This window comes from Terriglobia bacterium (assembly GCA_020072815.1).
Lineage (GTDB): Bacteria > Acidobacteriota > Terriglobia > Terriglobales > Acidobacteriaceae > Angelobacter.
This window is the reverse complement of sequence record JAIQGE010000005.1, coordinates 13,463-29,438: the sequence shown is the minus strand read 5'-3', so window position 1 is coordinate 29,438 and position 15,976 is coordinate 13,463. Positions and strand designations below refer to the sequence as shown.

Annotated in this window: 10 protein-coding genes; 9 read left to right on the top strand and 1 reads right to left on the bottom strand. The window is 60.1% G+C overall.

Annotation, left to right across the window (positions count from 1 at the left end; all coding sequences use genetic code 11):
- Positions 1 to 378: 378 nt before the first annotated feature.
- The 9 genes from LAO20_07540 (at position 379) to LAO20_07500 (ending at position 14,835) form a co-directional block, all read left to right on the top strand.
- Complete coding sequence (locus LAO20_07540) at positions 379 to 888, top strand: hypothetical protein (protein MBZ5531267.1); 510 nt, start codon at positions 379 to 381, stop codon at positions 886 to 888.
- A gap of 43 nt (positions 889 to 931) precedes the next feature.
- Positions 932 to 2,821 (top strand): hypothetical protein, encoded by a 1,890-nt coding sequence (locus LAO20_07535; GenBank protein ID MBZ5531266.1) that lies wholly within the window; start codon positions 932 to 934, stop codon positions 2,819 to 2,821.
- 272 nt (positions 2,822 to 3,093) lie between these two features.
- A complete protein-coding gene (locus LAO20_07530; protein ID MBZ5531265.1) occupies positions 3,094 to 4,407 on the top strand; it encodes a hypothetical protein in 1,314 nt (437 codons plus the stop codon).
- 99 nt (positions 4,408 to 4,506) lie between these two features.
- Entirely contained in the window at positions 4,507 to 6,399 is a 1,893-nt protein-coding gene (locus LAO20_07525) for a hypothetical protein (GenBank protein ID MBZ5531264.1), read from the top strand.
- Between the two features lie 189 nt (positions 6,400 to 6,588).
- A complete protein-coding gene (locus LAO20_07520; GenBank protein MBZ5531263.1) occupies positions 6,589 to 8,943 on the top strand; it encodes a hypothetical protein in 2,355 nt (784 codons plus the stop codon).
- 50 nt (positions 8,944 to 8,993) lie between these two features.
- The gene (locus LAO20_07515; GenBank protein MBZ5531262.1) at positions 8,994 to 11,663 is read left to right on the top strand and encodes a hypothetical protein; all 2,670 of its coding nucleotides are present in this window, start codon (positions 8,994 to 8,996) and stop codon (positions 11,661 to 11,663) included.
- Positions 11,660 to 12,475 (top strand): hypothetical protein, encoded by an 816-nt coding sequence (locus LAO20_07510; protein ID MBZ5531261.1) that lies wholly within the window; start codon positions 11,660 to 11,662, stop codon positions 12,473 to 12,475. The genes LAO20_07515 and LAO20_07510 overlap by 4 nt, the downstream gene beginning before the upstream one ends.
- Entirely contained in the window at positions 12,472 to 13,416 is a 945-nt protein-coding gene (locus LAO20_07505; GenBank protein ID MBZ5531260.1) for a hypothetical protein, read from the top strand. Before LAO20_07510 ends, LAO20_07505 begins: the two co-directional genes overlap by 4 nt.
- Positions 13,417 to 13,422: 6 nt before the next feature.
- Positions 13,423 to 14,835 carry an NAD(P)-binding domain-containing protein gene (locus LAO20_07500; GenBank protein MBZ5531259.1) on the top strand — a complete coding sequence of 471 codons (1,413 nt, stop codon included), beginning with the start codon at positions 13,423 to 13,425 and terminating at the stop codon, positions 14,833 to 14,835.
- A gap of 41 nt (positions 14,836 to 14,876) precedes the next feature.
- Here the strand turns inward: LAO20_07500 and LAO20_07495 are convergent, their stop codons facing one another.
- Positions 14,877 to 15,521 carry an HPF/RaiA family ribosome-associated protein gene (locus LAO20_07495; protein MBZ5531258.1) on the bottom strand — a complete coding sequence of 215 codons (645 nt, stop codon included), beginning with the start codon at positions 15,519 to 15,521 and terminating at the stop codon, positions 14,877 to 14,879.
- Between the last annotated feature and the right edge of the window lie 455 nt (positions 15,522 to 15,976).

Here is a 15,976-nt window from a genome sequence, read left to right as displayed (position 1 = left end):
ACTGCGTTACCCGGTACCCAAGACAACCTGAGTTGAAGCGAAGGCTGCCACACTGCTTGAAAACGCATCGCGACAGCATTTCTACGAACACCACAAAGCCGGCCTGCGCCGTGGTTCTCGCTCGCACGATGATGGTATGACCATCTGCCAAGCGGCGTTACATTCGTTCAAGCAATTTTTTTGCCACTTCCAGGCCCCTGTCGCCGGCGTGTGGCAACAAACGCTCATGGGTTCAAAACCGTCCTTGGTCGCATACCAAAACTTGGGCGAAGTTTAGGCTTCCCTTAGGAAAATACCGACTAAGGCCCTAAACATTAGCTCAAAAACACCGCTTGGTTCGACGTATAATACGCAACCATTAACCAGGCAAGACCCCTCGTGCCCAACTGCCGCTCCATTTCGCCGGACGCGTGGACACACGCAAGAGAATGCCTGGTCTTCTATTTCTCCCGGCGGCTCCTTCGGTCAGACGCCGAAGATCTGGCGCAAGAGACGCTGCTCTCCATCTGGAACCGCGAAGACTACGAGTTCGACCAGGAAGACGACTTCCTGAAGGTCTGCTACGGGTTCGCCCGCCGCAAGCTGCAGGAAAGCTATCGCGACGCCCAGCGGCATGACGGCAGCGAACTGGATGGTTCTTTCCCAGCGCCGCCGCACGATTGGGCCGGCCAACGGGCCACCGAATCCCGCATGCTGCTGGAGAAGGTGTTCGAGATCGGACAGTCGCAACTGCGCGACAAAGACTGGGAATTGATTCGGCAGGCCGCCAACGCGGACCATCCGGCAGATGGACAGGCCGCCACTGCAGGGGACGGAACCAACGCGCGCGTCCGGCTGCACCGGGCACGCAAGCGGCTGGCAAAATTAGTGGGACTGGGCGAGGGGTAAGGTGTAACAACGGATGGAAACGGACCATATGTTAGCGGAGCCTATGAGAAGTTACCTGCTCGGTTTTCTTCCCGAAGACGAGGCGGCGGCGCTCGAACAGCAGTACTTTGCTGATCGGGCCGTCTTTCTGCGCCTGCAGGCGGAGGAGACGGCGCTGATCGCGGATTATCTCGATGGCCGCCTGCGTCCCTGGGAAAAGACCCGGTTTGAAGCCCGCTACCTGAAAGTGCCGGTGCTGCAGCGCAAGGTGGAGGAGGTCCGCCGCCAGCGTGCCGTGGATCGTCCGGCCGCGCGGCCTTCCATCTGGGCATGGCGTCCGCTGTTTGCCTCCGCGGCGCTGGTGCTGGTCTTAGGGCTCGGGCTGGGCCTCTGGGTTTATCGCAACCGGCAGGCGAACCAGGCACAATCGGTGGCTCAGGTGAAGCCGGCGGAAAACCCGGGCAATGAAACAAGGTCAGATGAGCAGCCGCCACAGCCCGACGGCGCTGGCCAAGCGTCCCTCTCATCCGAACTCCAGCAGCCTTCTGCTGCGCTCGATCCCAACCTGACGGTGTTCATCGCTTCCAACAGGATGTATTTGGTGGGCGACACGGACGAGTGTGCTGTCACCGCTGGAGACATTCTGCTCCGCACCGTGAGCGCGCCTGACGAGAACAACCGAGTTGATGTCAACGTGGTCAAGAGCAAGCAGGGTGACTGCCCGGAAGATACCTACTGGCAAGCGGAAGTCAGGGACCTGCAGGAAATGCATGAGCGGTTTCAGGAAAAACAGGATTCCCATATGCAAAGGCTGCAAGCACTGGCCAAGCAAGCTCCGCCGCAAACTGCAGCCATGGTCGCGAGCACTCCTCCACCTGGCAATGCGCCAACACCATCATCGGCGACTGCGAGCGCCGCGGCTGCCAACAGCGCCGCTAGCCCACAACCGTCTGTAAACCAGACTATCGCCGCAAATCCGCCAGCCAATGCTCCGCCGAGAGCTGAATACAAGCCGAGAGCATTGCCTGATGCGGCGCCCGCGCCGGACCATCAACCTCTCGCAGCGAATGCGGATTCACCCTCAGTCGCTTCCGTCCCTGGCAGGCCCAGTCATGCCAACGCCCGCGGTACGACACGTCCAACGCCGGGCGGCACTTTCCCGCCTTCGATGCAGGAACGACTGGAGGCACAGTTCCCTTTCGCCCGAGGGACAGACGGCTGCCATGTCGGCAACCCAGACACCGCTCTGGTGGCGCAACGCAATGTCGGCGGCATGCGCATTCTTCCCGTCAGTTCGACCGGCGCCACGATTGCCAAGTGCACCAACCACTACACGGACGGCAAGCTCAAAACGCCCAGCACCGCGTGCAATGGCGAAAAAATCGCCAAAGCGGGCGGGTGGCTGTCACACGTACCCAGAGTGGGAGGAGTGATCGGCGCGGGCGGGAAAGTGGGCGATCAAGCCGCGCAACAACCGATGGACGTGGTGACCACCGGAGACACGGTCTACCCGGTCAAGCTGGAAGTGGACGAGGGCAAGGGCGAGGTCAAGTTCTCCATCATCACCTGCAAGCAATCCGGCGACCAGTTGAATCCCTACAAAGGAGAAATCATCTTCCATTTTGCGCCCGGCACGCTCACAGTGGGGAACAGCATCCAGGTGGAAGACACTATCGCCGAAGTCTTTAACCAAGCTGGCGGAGATGCGCAAGGCAAAGACGGAGCCGACCAGGATAGCGGCGCACAGGCACAGCAAGCCAACCACGACCAGCAGCAGGACGATCCGGCCTCTACCTGCAACCCTGAGGTTGGGCAAACCGTTGCCCAGGTGGAGGGCGCATGCGGCGCACCGGCCTCAATAGCAAAAGGAGCCGGCACCAAAGCGATCTACATTTACAACCACCCCAAGCTCAGGATCACTTTTGTGAACGGCAGAGTGGCCGATATTGAGTGAGAACTTGCGGCTGAGCAAGAGATCAGATGAGTTCAAGGACCAGGCCCCGACGCGCCCTCTGAATTGTTGGAACCGTCCAGAAATTCTTTGCCTTTCCCGCTGATCATGCCGTGTTGCCATGCCGGGGTCTTGTACCAATTGGTGCCGCGGCGCAGACGTTCGTCACCTGCCGGCTGGTTCCCGAGATTTTTCTTTACCGCCCGTGCTGTGATGTACTAAAAGGGTTGAAACAGGCAAGTCATCTCTTTACTCATGCGACGGGAACTGACAGATTGAAAAACCACTTGTGCTTCAAAACAAGAATCTTTCTGAACGCGCGCTGCTGGCTGCTGGCCGCTTGCGCATTCTCCGCCAATATTTTTGCCGGACAAGCCTTTGCCGCGCAGATCACCGGCACGGTCACCAACGGAACCACCAACAAGCCGGCTTCGGGCACTGAAGTCGTGTTGCTATCGCTGGCCGGTGGCATGGAAGAAGCCGGCCGCGTCCGGACAGATGGCCAAGGCCACTTTAGTTTCGAGTTCAATGATGTGAGCGTCCCGCATTTGATTCGCGTTGATTATCAGGGCGCCAGCTACTTCCGCCAGGTGCCGCCCGGGACCACCACCGCCGACATCAGCATTTACGACGCCGCGATGCAGGTGGACCATTTGATCGCCGAGGCGCACATTTTCCAACTCCAGGCCGGCGGCGGTCAACTGGAGGTCAGGGAAAGCTACACCCTTCGCAATGAGTCCAAACCGCCGCGCACCAAGGCTGGCGACCGCACTTTTGAGATCGTGCTTCCTGACGGCGCGCAACTGAAGGAGGGCTCGTTTCTGCGTCCCGGCGGCATGCCTCTCTCCAGCATGCCCGTTCCCACGAAGCAAAAAGGCCACTACGCCTTTGACAATCCGCTGCGCCCCGGACAGTCGCAGTTCCAGGTCACTTATACCCTTCCTTACGGTGGATCGCAGGATTTTGTCATCAAGCCTGACATGCTCACGGCGGAGATAGGCATCATGCTGCCCAAGAGCATGCAGTTCAAGGCCAGGGGTGAGGACTTTCTGACCGCGCAGGAAGAGTCCGGCATGGCCACTTTCGTGGCCAAGAGCGTCCCTGCGGGGAGGACGTTGCAGTTCTCAGTTTCCGGGGAAGGTTCTGCCCCGATGGAAGCGAAGCAAGGCGGCGCTCGGGTACCAACTCAGGGTGGACCGCAAGCTGGATCCGGAGGCGGCTTGGGGCCACCGAACAATTCTGCCGATCCTTTGAGCGGATTGCGCTGGTATGTGATTGGCGGAGTGGCAGTGATCATAGCCGGTGGGGCGTGGTTTGCCATGCGAAAGAAGAACGCCTTGGCCCAGGCTGGAATGGCGGCGTCTGAGCCGGGCTCAAGTCCGGCAACGTCTTCACGGCGCGGAACGCGGCAAGATGGTCAGCGAACTTCGTCGCCGCCTGCGGGCGCCGCCAGCATGCTGGATGTGATCAAGGAAGAGTTGTTCCAGCTGGAAACTGACCGCCTTCTTGGCAAGATTTCACCACAGGAGTATCAAGCGTCCAAGGCCGGACTGGAATCGCTGTTGCGCCGGCAGCTCAAGAATTCTTGACGGAACTCAGCACTGACCGTTTGATTTTCAGTGCCGACCTGGAGTAGCGGGCCATTGTCATTCGCATGGCGAACCAAGAGTTTCGCAGTAGCACTCACCTTGCTGTCTCTGGCCACTTGGGGAGGCAGCCGCCTCCACGCCCAGATTTCTCCCGGCCCGCTTTCCAAGGCCCACCAGTCGCTCTCCGGCGTGACGCAATGCGCCAACTGCCACAAAGTCGGCGGAGGCGGTGCGCTCAAATGCCTGGACTGCCACACGGAGATCAATCGCCGTCTTACTGCAGGTCTGGGGTTCCACGCAGGCGTGGTGAAGAAAGACAATCCCAACAAAGATTGTGCCCGCTGCCATTCTGAACACAACGGAGAAAACTTCCAGCTTATCCGGTGGGACCCTTCGCAGGAGAAGTTCGACCACAACAAAGCCGGCTACAGGCTGGATGGCAAACATGCGTCCATCAGGTGCAGTCAATGCCACAACTCTGCCTTCATTCAGCCCGAGTTCAAGGAGCTGATCAAACAGAAAGACCAGAACCGCAGCTTCCTGGGGCTTTCACCTGCGTGCCTTTCGTGCCACAAGGATTTCCATCAAGGCCAACTGAAAAAAGATTGCTTGGCCTGCCACAATACAGCCGACTGGAAGGACGTGACCAGGTTCAACCACGCCAACACGCGTTATTCGCTCACGGGCGAACATGCCAAGGTCGCCTGCGCCAAATGTCACAAACCGGTTGAGCCGGGCCGCTCAGCCAAGTACACGGGTATCAATTTTGCGTCGTGCGCAGCATGCCACGCTGACCCGCACAAAGGCGCGTTCAAGAAAGACTGCGCTTCCTGCCACTCCACCGCGGGCTGGAAGCAGCTTTCTGCTGCCGGGTTGAGTTCGCAGTTCGATCACAGCAAAACCAGTTTTCCACTGCTCGGCAAGCACGCGACGGTGGACTGCGCCAAGTGCCATCGCAGCGGAGATTTCAAAGCCAAGGTGCCATTCGCGCTTTGCGCGGATTGCCACAAGCCGGATCCGCATGACGGCCAGTTCGCCAAGCGTAAGGGCGGCGACAAGTGCGAGTCCTGCCACACCGTAGAGGGATGGAAGCCCGCCAAGTTTACGGTGCAGGACCACGCGACCAGCGGCTATCCCCTGGAAGGCGCGCACATCAAAGTGGATTGCGCCAAGTGTCATGTCCCGGCGGGCAAGGCCACTAAATTCAAAATCAAGTTCGCTCTGTGCACCAACTGCCACCAGGACGCGCACGCCTCACAGTTCGCCGGCCCGCCTCTCTCCAACAAGTGCGAGAGCTGTCACACGGTCAAGACTTTCGCTCCTTCCACGTTCACGCTGGCCCGTCACAAGCAGACCAAGTTCCCGCTGGTGGAAGCGCATATCGCCGTGCCGTGCATGGAGTGCCATGCCGCCAAGCGCAAGAACGAGAAATCGCCCGTGCCCTATCACTTCACGGACATGACTTGCCAGGCCTGCCACCAGGATCCCCATCGCGGCCAGTTCAAGGAACAGATGTCCAGGAAGAGAGCCGACGGCCGCGTCCCCGGCTGCGCGTCGTGTCACAGCCAGGGCGACTGGAAGGACCTGACGAAGTTCGACCACGACCAGACTGCATATCCGCTGGCCGGAGCGCATAAGGCCGTCTCGTGCATACAGTGCCACAAGCCGCCGAACCTCGAGGTGACCCTGCGCAATGTGTCGTTCAAGGACGCGCCTCGAACCTGCGAAGGCTGCCACCAGGACCCGCACGCTCGCCAGTTTGCGCGCAAGGGCGCAACCCCGGCTTGCGAACAATGCCACCGCGTGGCCAAGTGGAAGCCGTCACTGTTTGAACATGAGAAAACTGCCTTCTCCCTCAAAGGCGCGCATGAGCGCGTGCAATGTACTGCATGTCACAAGAGTATTCGGGAAATCGACGGTAAACAGGTGCTTTTCTACCTACCTACTCCAAAAGAATGCTCAGCCTGCCATGGGCCAAGGGTGTCCGGTTGACCACCCATATCACATTGTTTCGTCCATGGGCGAAAACCGAGTCCGCTGGTGGCCATGTGTAACTCACGCATCCTGACCCAGGTGCTTTAAGATACCCGGCATGTAATTTGCAGGAGTGCGCGCCCGACGCCTACTTCGCAGGTTCTGTTCAACCACTTCGTCTGACGGAGCGAACCCAAGGTGGAACAGATGTTGCTCTTTGTAGTTGCGTTGTTGGCGCCGCTGATGCTTTCGGGCCAGGCCAAGCAAGACTCGGCTTCCACCCGTAGCCCGCACGGCGCATTGAATATCGCCTGCCAGTCCTGCCACACCAGCATGAGCTGGAAGCCGATCCGTGCGGTACCCGATTTCAATCACAACAAGACTGCTTATCCTCTGCGCGGTATGCACGCGTCGGTCGGCTGTACGCAGTGCCACGCCAAGTTGGTGTTTACCAACGTTGGCCACAAATGCGCGGAATGCCACGCCGACATCCATCGCGGGCAGATGGGGGCCAAGTGCGAATCGTGCCACTCGGTCAAAGGCTGGAACGTTTCCATCAAGGACATTCAGCAGCACCAGAACCGCTTCCCGCTGATTGGGGCGCACGCTCCGCTGACGTGCGACTCCTGCCACAAAGGCGCAGCCAGCGGGCAGTTTGTGGGACTTTCCACAAGCTGCTACTCCTGCCATTCCGCCGAGTACGCGGCCACCAATAACCCCAGCCACGTAAAAATCGGCTACAGCACGGATTGCCAGCAGTGCCACTCCATGGATAGCTGGCTGGGCGCGCGTTTTGACCACGCCAAGTTCACCGGATTTGCCTTGACCGGCGCGCACGCCAAGCTGGATTGCACCGCCTGCCATGCCAACAACGTCTTTACCGGCGCGCGCTCGGCTTGCGTCAGCTGCCACCTTACCGACTTCAACGGCACCAAGAACCCGCCGCATGCCAGCGCCGGGTTTTCGCAGGAATGCTCCATGTGCCACAGCACCACCACCTGGCTGGGCGTGAGATTTGATCACAACACCATGACCAAGTTCCCGCTGACCGGGGCGCACGTGAGCACGACGTGCTCGCAATGCCACTCGAGTGGAGTGTTTGTCGGCCTCTCGACCCAGTGCGTGTCGTGCCACCTGACGAACTTCCAGGCGACCACCAACCCCAATCACGCCTCCAACGGTATTCCGCAAACCTGCGAGCAGTGCCACAGCACCGCCAATTGGGGCAACGCCAGCTTTGATCATTCCAAGACCGTTTTCCCGCTCACCGGCGCGCACCTGACCGTGCAGTGCACCCAGTGCCATACCCAGGGCGGAAACTATGCTGCAGCGCCCACGCAGTGCGTTGGATGCCACCTGGCCAATTTCCAGCAGACCACGAACCCCAACCACGCGTCGTCCGGGTTCCCGCAGACGTGCGCGCAGTGCCACACCACCGCGACCTGGCTGAACGCGACGTTTGATCACTCTAAAACGTTGTTTCCGCTGACCGGGGCGCATATCGCGCTGCAATGCACGCAGTGCCACGCTGCCGGCAGCAACTTTGCCGCAACGCCCACGCAGTGTTCAGGTTGTCATCTGTCCACTTTCCAGAAGACGACGAACCCCAACCACGTAACCGGCGGCTTCGCGCAAACCTGTGAGCAGTGCCACACCACGGCCACTTGGCTGACGTCAACCTTCAACCACACCACCATGACCAAGTTCCCTTTGACGGGGGCCCACGTCAACGCGACCTGCGCCCAGTGTCACACCAGCGGAGCGTTTTCCGCCACGCCCACCGGCTGCAGTGCCTGTCACCTGACCACGTTCCAGGCCACCACCAATCCCAACCACGTGGCTGCGGGCTTCCCCACGGACTGCTCGGTGTGCCACAGCACGGCAACCTGGCTCACCGCCACGTTTGACCACTCCAAAACTCTGTTTCCGCTGACCGGATTTCACGCCACGCTGACCTGCACCAATTGTCATGCCAGCGGAGTCTTCGTCGGCTTGAGCACCACGTGCGTCTCATGCCACCTGACGAACTTCCAGAAGACCACCACTCCCAACCACCTGACCAGCGGCTTCCCCACGGACTGCCAGGTGTGCCACAACACCGCGGCGTGGGTGCCTTCCATCTTTGACCACAGCAAGACCGTGTTCCCCTTGACCGGCGCCCACACCAGCGTGGCGTGCGCCAACTGTCATGTCGGAGGCCGCTACGCCGGCACTCCCACCGACTGCTACTCTTGTCACAAGACAGTTTTCACAGCCACCACCAATCCCAACCACATTGCGGCGGCATTCCCCACCACCTGCCAAACGTGCCATAACACCACGGCCTGGACTGGCGCCACTTTCAACCACACCTGGTTCCCCATTTACTCCGGCACCCACGCGGGCAAATGGACGACGTGCGCTGATTGCCACACCAACTCTGCGAATTATGCAGTCTTTACCTGTGTTTCCTGCCACGCCCATGACAAGACGACCACAGACGCTCATCACTCCGGCGTGCGCAACTACGTTTACAACAGCACGAATTGCTATTCATGCCATCGCACAGGGAGTGCAGGTTGATGAGGCGCCTTTTAGTACTGGCTTGCCTAGTTATTTGGGCGAATTCGTTGTTGGCAGCGCAAGATTCTGCCTCGGCGGCGCGCACCACCTTTGCGGTCAAACAGGTTGACGACCGCGTCATCTACATTGACGGCGGCAAGAATGACGGCCTCGCTGCCGGCATGACGCTGAACATCAAGCGTGCCCGCGTGCTCGCCGGCGCGGGCGATGGCGAATTCAAGGGCAGTGTCATCATCGCCAAGCTGACGATCGTGTCGGTGTCCAGCACGTCGGCGCAATGCGAAGTCCGCACCCAGAGCGGTGACGTCCGGCGTGGCGATATTGCCACTCTGGTTGTCGTCGCCCACGATAAGAACACGCGCACGCCGAACTTTCCCGTAACGCCCCTGCTTCAAGACGGGCGCAATGCAGTTTTCAAAGCGCCCCTGGTTGAGATGGACCAGGAGACGGCCAAGACCACTTCCGCTCCTGCTCCGGTCAAGGCGGCGCCGGCGCCCACGCCTGCGGACGGACAAATTTCTCTCGCTGACGCGGCACGGGAAATAGCGCGCAGGAAGCGTGAAAAGAATTCGCCCGCGACTGCCACGGCAGCGAAGCAACCCGCTGCGCCTGCGTCCTCACCGGTTGCGAATCCAACAGTAGCCGCCAAGCCTCCTGCAAATCCCGGACCTCCAACCGCCACAGTAGCGGCCGACAAAAAGCCTGCGGCAAATCCAGCGAATCGAGATGCGGGAGTCAGCGTTGCTAATGCAACTCCGCCGCAGCCTCCGGCCCCTGCAAATGTCACGCCACCTTCCCCAATCGCGCCAATCACAGCAGCCGCGGCATCTAAGACCGCGCCCGCGCCTGCAAGCAGCGCTGAGTCCGCTCCAAGCACCATCGCTTCCGCAGTAACTAAGAGACCTGTCGCCGCGCCAGCACCGGTTGCGACGGCTCAGCCTCCGGCATCGCCCAGCAACTCAGCCAATAGCACGGCCAAGCCGGCTCTCGAAACGCGCGCGGCTGTTGCCACTCCATCGTCACCAGAGGTCCCGGTCGCGGAACCAGAAGCTGTCCCGGCAGCTGTGTCCGGCATGGCAGCCACAAGTGCAGCCCTGAAAACAGACTTCAAAGTGAAATACGTCGCCGAAGACGCGGTGTACATTGACGGCGGCAAGAGCGCGGGCCTGGCCGAAGGCATGGTCCTTGCGCTGAAGCATGCGGGCGATCCCGCAGCCAACGGCAGTGACCTCGCCAACCGCCCGGTCGTCGCCGAAGTTGCCGTAGTCTCGGTCTCCAACACGTCCGCGGTCTGTGAGGTCCGCACCAAGAACGCTGACATCCAGCGCGGCGACGTCGCACAGCTCTCGCAAGGCGATCAGGACAAGCTGGTCGAGATGCGCACGCTGGGGCCCACGCGCAAGTATCCGCAGGTGATCGCGTTCTCAGAGGGCGACCCGCTGGATGAAGAGGTGCGTGCGAGCGTCCCCAAGCCGCCGCTGCCGGAAGTGAATCGCGCGCGCGGAAGAATTGGGCTGGACTACACATACATCAGCAGCCGCGGCAGCACGGTGATCAACAGTTCGCAGACCGGCGGCGTGGTGCGCGCAGACATTACTCGCATCGGCGGGTCCTACTGGAATTTGAATGGATATTGGCGCGGGCGTCTCAACATTCGCTCGGCCTCCACCACCTCGCCGGCGCCGCAAAGCGTATTCGACCTGGTCAACCGCACATACACCATCGGATTAACGTATGTGAACCCGCAATCGCATTGGACCGCCGGCGTCGGTCGGCTCTATTTGCCCTGGGCGCCTAGTCTGGACACCATTGACGGCGGCTATGGAGGGCTCAAGCTGGGCAAACATACGACGATCGGCATTTTCGGCGGCACCACGCCTGATCCTGCTTCCTTCGATTACAACCAGGACCGCCGGCTGGCCGGATCGTTTGTCGCCTTTGAAGGCGGCAGCTTTGATAGCGTCCGCTTCACCAGCACGGAGGGCATCGCCGTAAGCGCCATTGAGTGGCGCGAAGACCGCCAGTTTATTTTTTCTGAGAACGGCCTGTTCTACAAAAGGTTCCTCTCCATCTACCACTCTGCGCAGGCGGACAAGCAGCGGCTTCCCACCGGCGGCACCACGGACGGCTTGAGCCGCAGCTTCGCCACTCTGCGTATCCAGCCGTTTTCGCGGCTGTCGTTTGACGTGAACCACAACTACTTCCGCGACGTCCCCACCTTTGACGCCAACCTGGTCGGCACCGGGCTCTTGGACAAGTTCCTGTTCCAGGGACTCAGCGCCGGCGCCCGCGTGGAACTTCCCGGCCGCATCAGCGTGTATAACAACTTCGGCCAGAGCAGCAAGAGCGGCGACGCCAAGAGTTCGCTCAACCAGCTTTACGGCGTCACGGTGGCCAAGCTGTGGTTCACCGGCATTCGGGGCGACGTTCGCTACTCCAAGTTCACCAGTTCGTTTGGCCAGGGCAACTATCGCGCGGCCTCCGTCTCGCGCAGCTTCGCTGAAGCCGTGAGAATTGAAGTCACCGCCGGCCGCCAGGATTTTGTTTCGTCCCTGGGCGTGGCCACCAACTACAAGCTGCTGGGGTCCACCATTGACCTGAACCTGGGCGGGCACTACTTCCTGGAGTCAGGGTTCAACATGCAACGCAGCAGCCAGCAGAATTTTGACCAGTGGCTTATGACCATGGGCTATCGCTTTGATTCGGGGAGACGCAAATGATGAGATTCAAGGCGACGGTAAGAATCGTGCTGGCATTGTTACCGGCGTGGCTGGCGACGGCGCAGACGGCTGCGGCGCAAGCCGATACGCTGGAACAGTTGCTGAACCGCGCCGGCGCCAGCGCTGCCCGCTTCCTGGACAAACTGGCGGACGTCAAGTGCAACGAAGATGTTCTGCAAGAGAAGCTGAATCTCAAGGGCAAAGCGGAAGAACGCGTGCAGTCGTCGTTCGACTACCTGGTCCTCGCGCAGAACCAAGGCAACGAACCGGTGCTGTACGAAGCGCGGGAGGCACTCAAGCAGTCGCACGGAAAGAAGAACGTGTCGCTGCTGGTGACCAACGGGTTCGCCACGCAGATGCTGGTCTTCCATCCCTATTACCAGCCCAGCTTCACGTTTGAAAGGCTGCCGGACGTGCACGTCAACGGCAAAGTCTACGCTCTGGTGCATTTCCAGCACGTGAAAGGGCGCCCGACGCCCGCCGCCCTTCTGCTGCGCGGGCGCGAATACCCGCTTTCTTTTTCCGGTACTGCGCGCATTGACCCGGCCAGCGGCGTAGTGGAACACATCGAAACCGAACTGGGCGCCAGCCTGGAAGACCTTGGTCTGAAGGGCCTGCGCAGTGAAGTTGAGTACGCGGCCGTAGGGTTTCCGCCCAACGCCACGTATTGGCTGCCGGCCCAGGCCACCGTGGAAGTGAATACCGCCAAGCAACATTGGAAAAACGTGCACCGCTTCACCAACTATCATCTTTTCTCCGTGAGCACAACGCAGAGCGTGGACCTGGAGAAACTGAAGGCGAAGGAGCAATGAGCACACTAGGACTCACTACCACCGCGACCATAAGCAGCCCCGAGGCCAGCAAAGGCCACAAGCTGCGCGTGGCGCTCTGTGCGCTCGCGGCCATGGCCGTTACCGCTGCCATCCTTTATTACGGGATGGGGTACTACCTGTCTTCGCCGATGGACCGCCCGTATCATCCGCGTCATGCGATGCTTCGCCCTGGCGGATTGATCGGCCTGTCGTTGGGTGTTTTCGGCGTGTTTCTGTTTCTCCTGATCTTCATTTACCCTTTGCGAAAGCGCTGGAAGTGGCTGGGCAAAATCGGCAATTCGCGGCACTGGCTTGATTTCCATATCGTGCTGGGGCTGACCGCGCCGGTGGTCATCGCGCTGCACGCGTCCTTCAAATTCAGCGGCATCGCCGGCATGGCCTACTGGATCATGTTCGCGGTGGCGCTCAGCGGCATCGCCGGACGCTATATCTACGCGCAAATCCCGCGCAGCATGAACTCGGCTGAGGTCAACTTGCAGGAACTCAAGCAGCGGCAGGAGAGCCTGACCGCGCAACTGAGCGCCCAGAATGTGGTGCGACCCAACGACCTGGCGGTCCTTTTCCGATTGCCGTCTCCGAAATACGTTGAGCGCGAATCGTTGCTGCGCGCCTTGGGGGCCCTCCTGTGGATCGACTTCAAGCGGCCCTTCCGCGTGGCCCGCGTACGGCGCAGAGCGTTGGGCTTCTTCGGCAAGGTCGTCACACTGGCCGGCTTTGTGTCGTCGCGAAACTATAAGCTGGAACACATCATCGCGGTCGCGCGCGATCAGGCGCGCCTTTCCAAGAAACTGCTGTTCCTCGCCAAGTCGCAGCGCATCCTGCATTTGTGGCACGTGGTACACCGGCCGTTCAGTTATTCGTTTGCGGTGCTTGCGCTGGTCCACATCGCCATTGCTTCTCTGTTCGGCTTGATGAGGTAAGGGTTCATGGAAAGTCTGTTCGCATTTGGGCTGGCGGTGGTGGTTACGCTTTTCTTTGTTCTGCGCTATCTCACCAAGCAGAAGAAGAGAGACCAGCGCGCTCGTGAGGCCCTGGAACAAGGCAAGCTGTTTTCTGACGGCCCCCGCGGCCAGCACCCGCACATTGATACATCGCATTGCATCGGCTGCGCTACTTGCACCCAGGTCTGCCCGGAAGGTGACGTGCTGGCCATGCTGGCCGGACAAGCGGTGATCGCCAACGGTCACAAATGCATTGGCCACGGATTGTGCGCCGACGCGTGCCCGGTTGGGGCCATCACCATGGTCATGGCCAGCCCCAGCCTGGGCGCGGACATGCCGTACCTCACGCCAGAGTTTGAGACTAGCATTACGAACCTGTTCATCGTGGGCGAACTGGGCGGACTGGCGCTGATCAAAAATGCCGTCAACCAGGGTCGCGACTGCATTGACCTGTTGGCCCGCAGGATGTCATCAAGGTCGCCGGGAAAGCACGATCCCGGGGTTTACGACGTGCTCATCGTCGGAGCAGGACCGGCCGGCATCAGCGCGTCATTGCGTGCGATCGAAAAAGGACTGAATTACATCACCCTGGAGCGCGACGAAGTGGGCGGTACGGTCGCCAAATTTCCGCGCCAGAAACTGGTGATGACCAGCCCGGTGCAGTTTCCCACCTATGGCAAGTTCAAGAAGCTGGAACTCTCCAAAGAACACTTGCTGGCATTCTGGGAGATGGTGCTCAACCGCGCTGACTTCAACGTTTGTACCGGTGCGAAAGTGGAGGACATCAAAAAAGGTCCGGACGGCATTTTCACCGTCACCACTGTCACCACGCAATACCGCGCGCGTGCGGTATTGCTGGCTCTGGGCCGCGCCGGCGAACCACGCAAGCTCGGCGTAAAAGGCGAGGAACTGCCCAAAGTGATGTACCGCTTGATTGAAGCCGACCACTACACCAACCATAAGATACTGGTTGTGGGCGGAGGCGACAGCGCGGTGGAAGCCGCCATGGGGCTCGCCCACCAGAAGGGCAACGTGGTGACCCTTTCCTACCGCCAAGCCCGCTTTGGGCGAATCAAGGAACGCAACTCCAAGCGCATCGAAGAGTGTGCGCGTACCGGCAAGATCCAGGTCATCTTCAACTCGCTGCCGGTGGAGTTCAAGCCGGATTCTGTTGTCCTGGACGTCCAGGGCCAGCAGCGGACCATCCCCAACGATTTTGTGTGGATCTTCGCGGGGGGCCTTCCTCCCACAGACTTCCTCAAGAAAATTGGCGTGCGCTTTGGCATGCGCGACATGACCGTGGAAGCCGCTCAGGAAAATAAGCGCGCCAGCGACGAGAAGACTCAGGCCACCGACACCAGCCTTGAGGTCAGTAGCGGCGCTCCTCAGCTCTTTTGAAGCCGGCCTTCGCGGATGCGTTCTGGCTCGATGGCCGCGGTTCAGGCAGCAGCGCGACGAGCAGTTTGACGGACGCCCTGTTTAGCCACAATTCGCACGGTACTGGCCTGCGGACCTTTGTCGCCTTGTTCTTCCGCAAAACTCACCGTGCTTCCCACCTTAAGGCGGCCAAAGGCCTTATTGAGGACGCTGTCCTTGTGGAAATAGATATTGCGTCCGTCCAACGTCGCCAGGAATCCATAGCCCTCATCGCTGAAGAGCTGGCTGACTTTTGCCAATGGGCGCGCTTCTCGACGCTTCACGTCGCCCCGCTGCCGGCGTGCATAGTCCTGCAATAGACGGCCCGCCGCTTTGAACGCTTGGTGGATCGCTTGGCGAAGATTTTTTTGCGGCGCTCTGGTTTCCAGGCGTTTCTTGATTTCCGCTTCGCCCGACTGCCGCGCGCTGGTCTTCAGACCGGGTTCGTGCTTGACCACGAGTTCACCACCCGGCACAGTCAAATCAATGCGTACATGATATGGGCTGCCCTCCCGATGGCGGCGGTGCGGACTCTCAACTGCCACCCGGCAACCCATGATCCGGCTGTAGAAATTCTCGAGCTTCGCTGCCTCCGAGCGTATCCACAGCTCGGCAGCCGGCAACGTCATCCCCTCACGAAAGGTGATCTGCAAAGGAAAGTTAGTCATTACATCACTCGCTTTCATATTCAAAGTCTCTGCCTCGACGCTCGGCGTTCTCAGTGATTCCTGTCACACCAGAGAAGAGAGAGGAGGACGCGTGTTGATGAGTGGATTGGCGGGATCAGGTCGCCGCGCGGGATTGCGCAACAAACAGCATCCAGCGAAGCAGATTCTTCTGCTCGCCCGCCCGGCTTCCAGTCCGAAATCGGCAGTGTGCAACGCCTGTGATGCGAATCACAGAATACCCATTCGACGGATTGGATAATTGTAATGACCGGGGAAGGGGCCGTAGCCTGTGCTCGAGGCTCTTGGTAAATCCCGCAGATTCTTCACTCGCCTTGTGCCGCAACAGCGGCCGTAGCGAGTGATTTTTTTGTCTTTGGGCAACTCCATCAACCACGGGCCATTCTGGCGCGGCAGGTCGACCCGGAACGCGGCCCGCATGTTGAGGGGCCGGACTC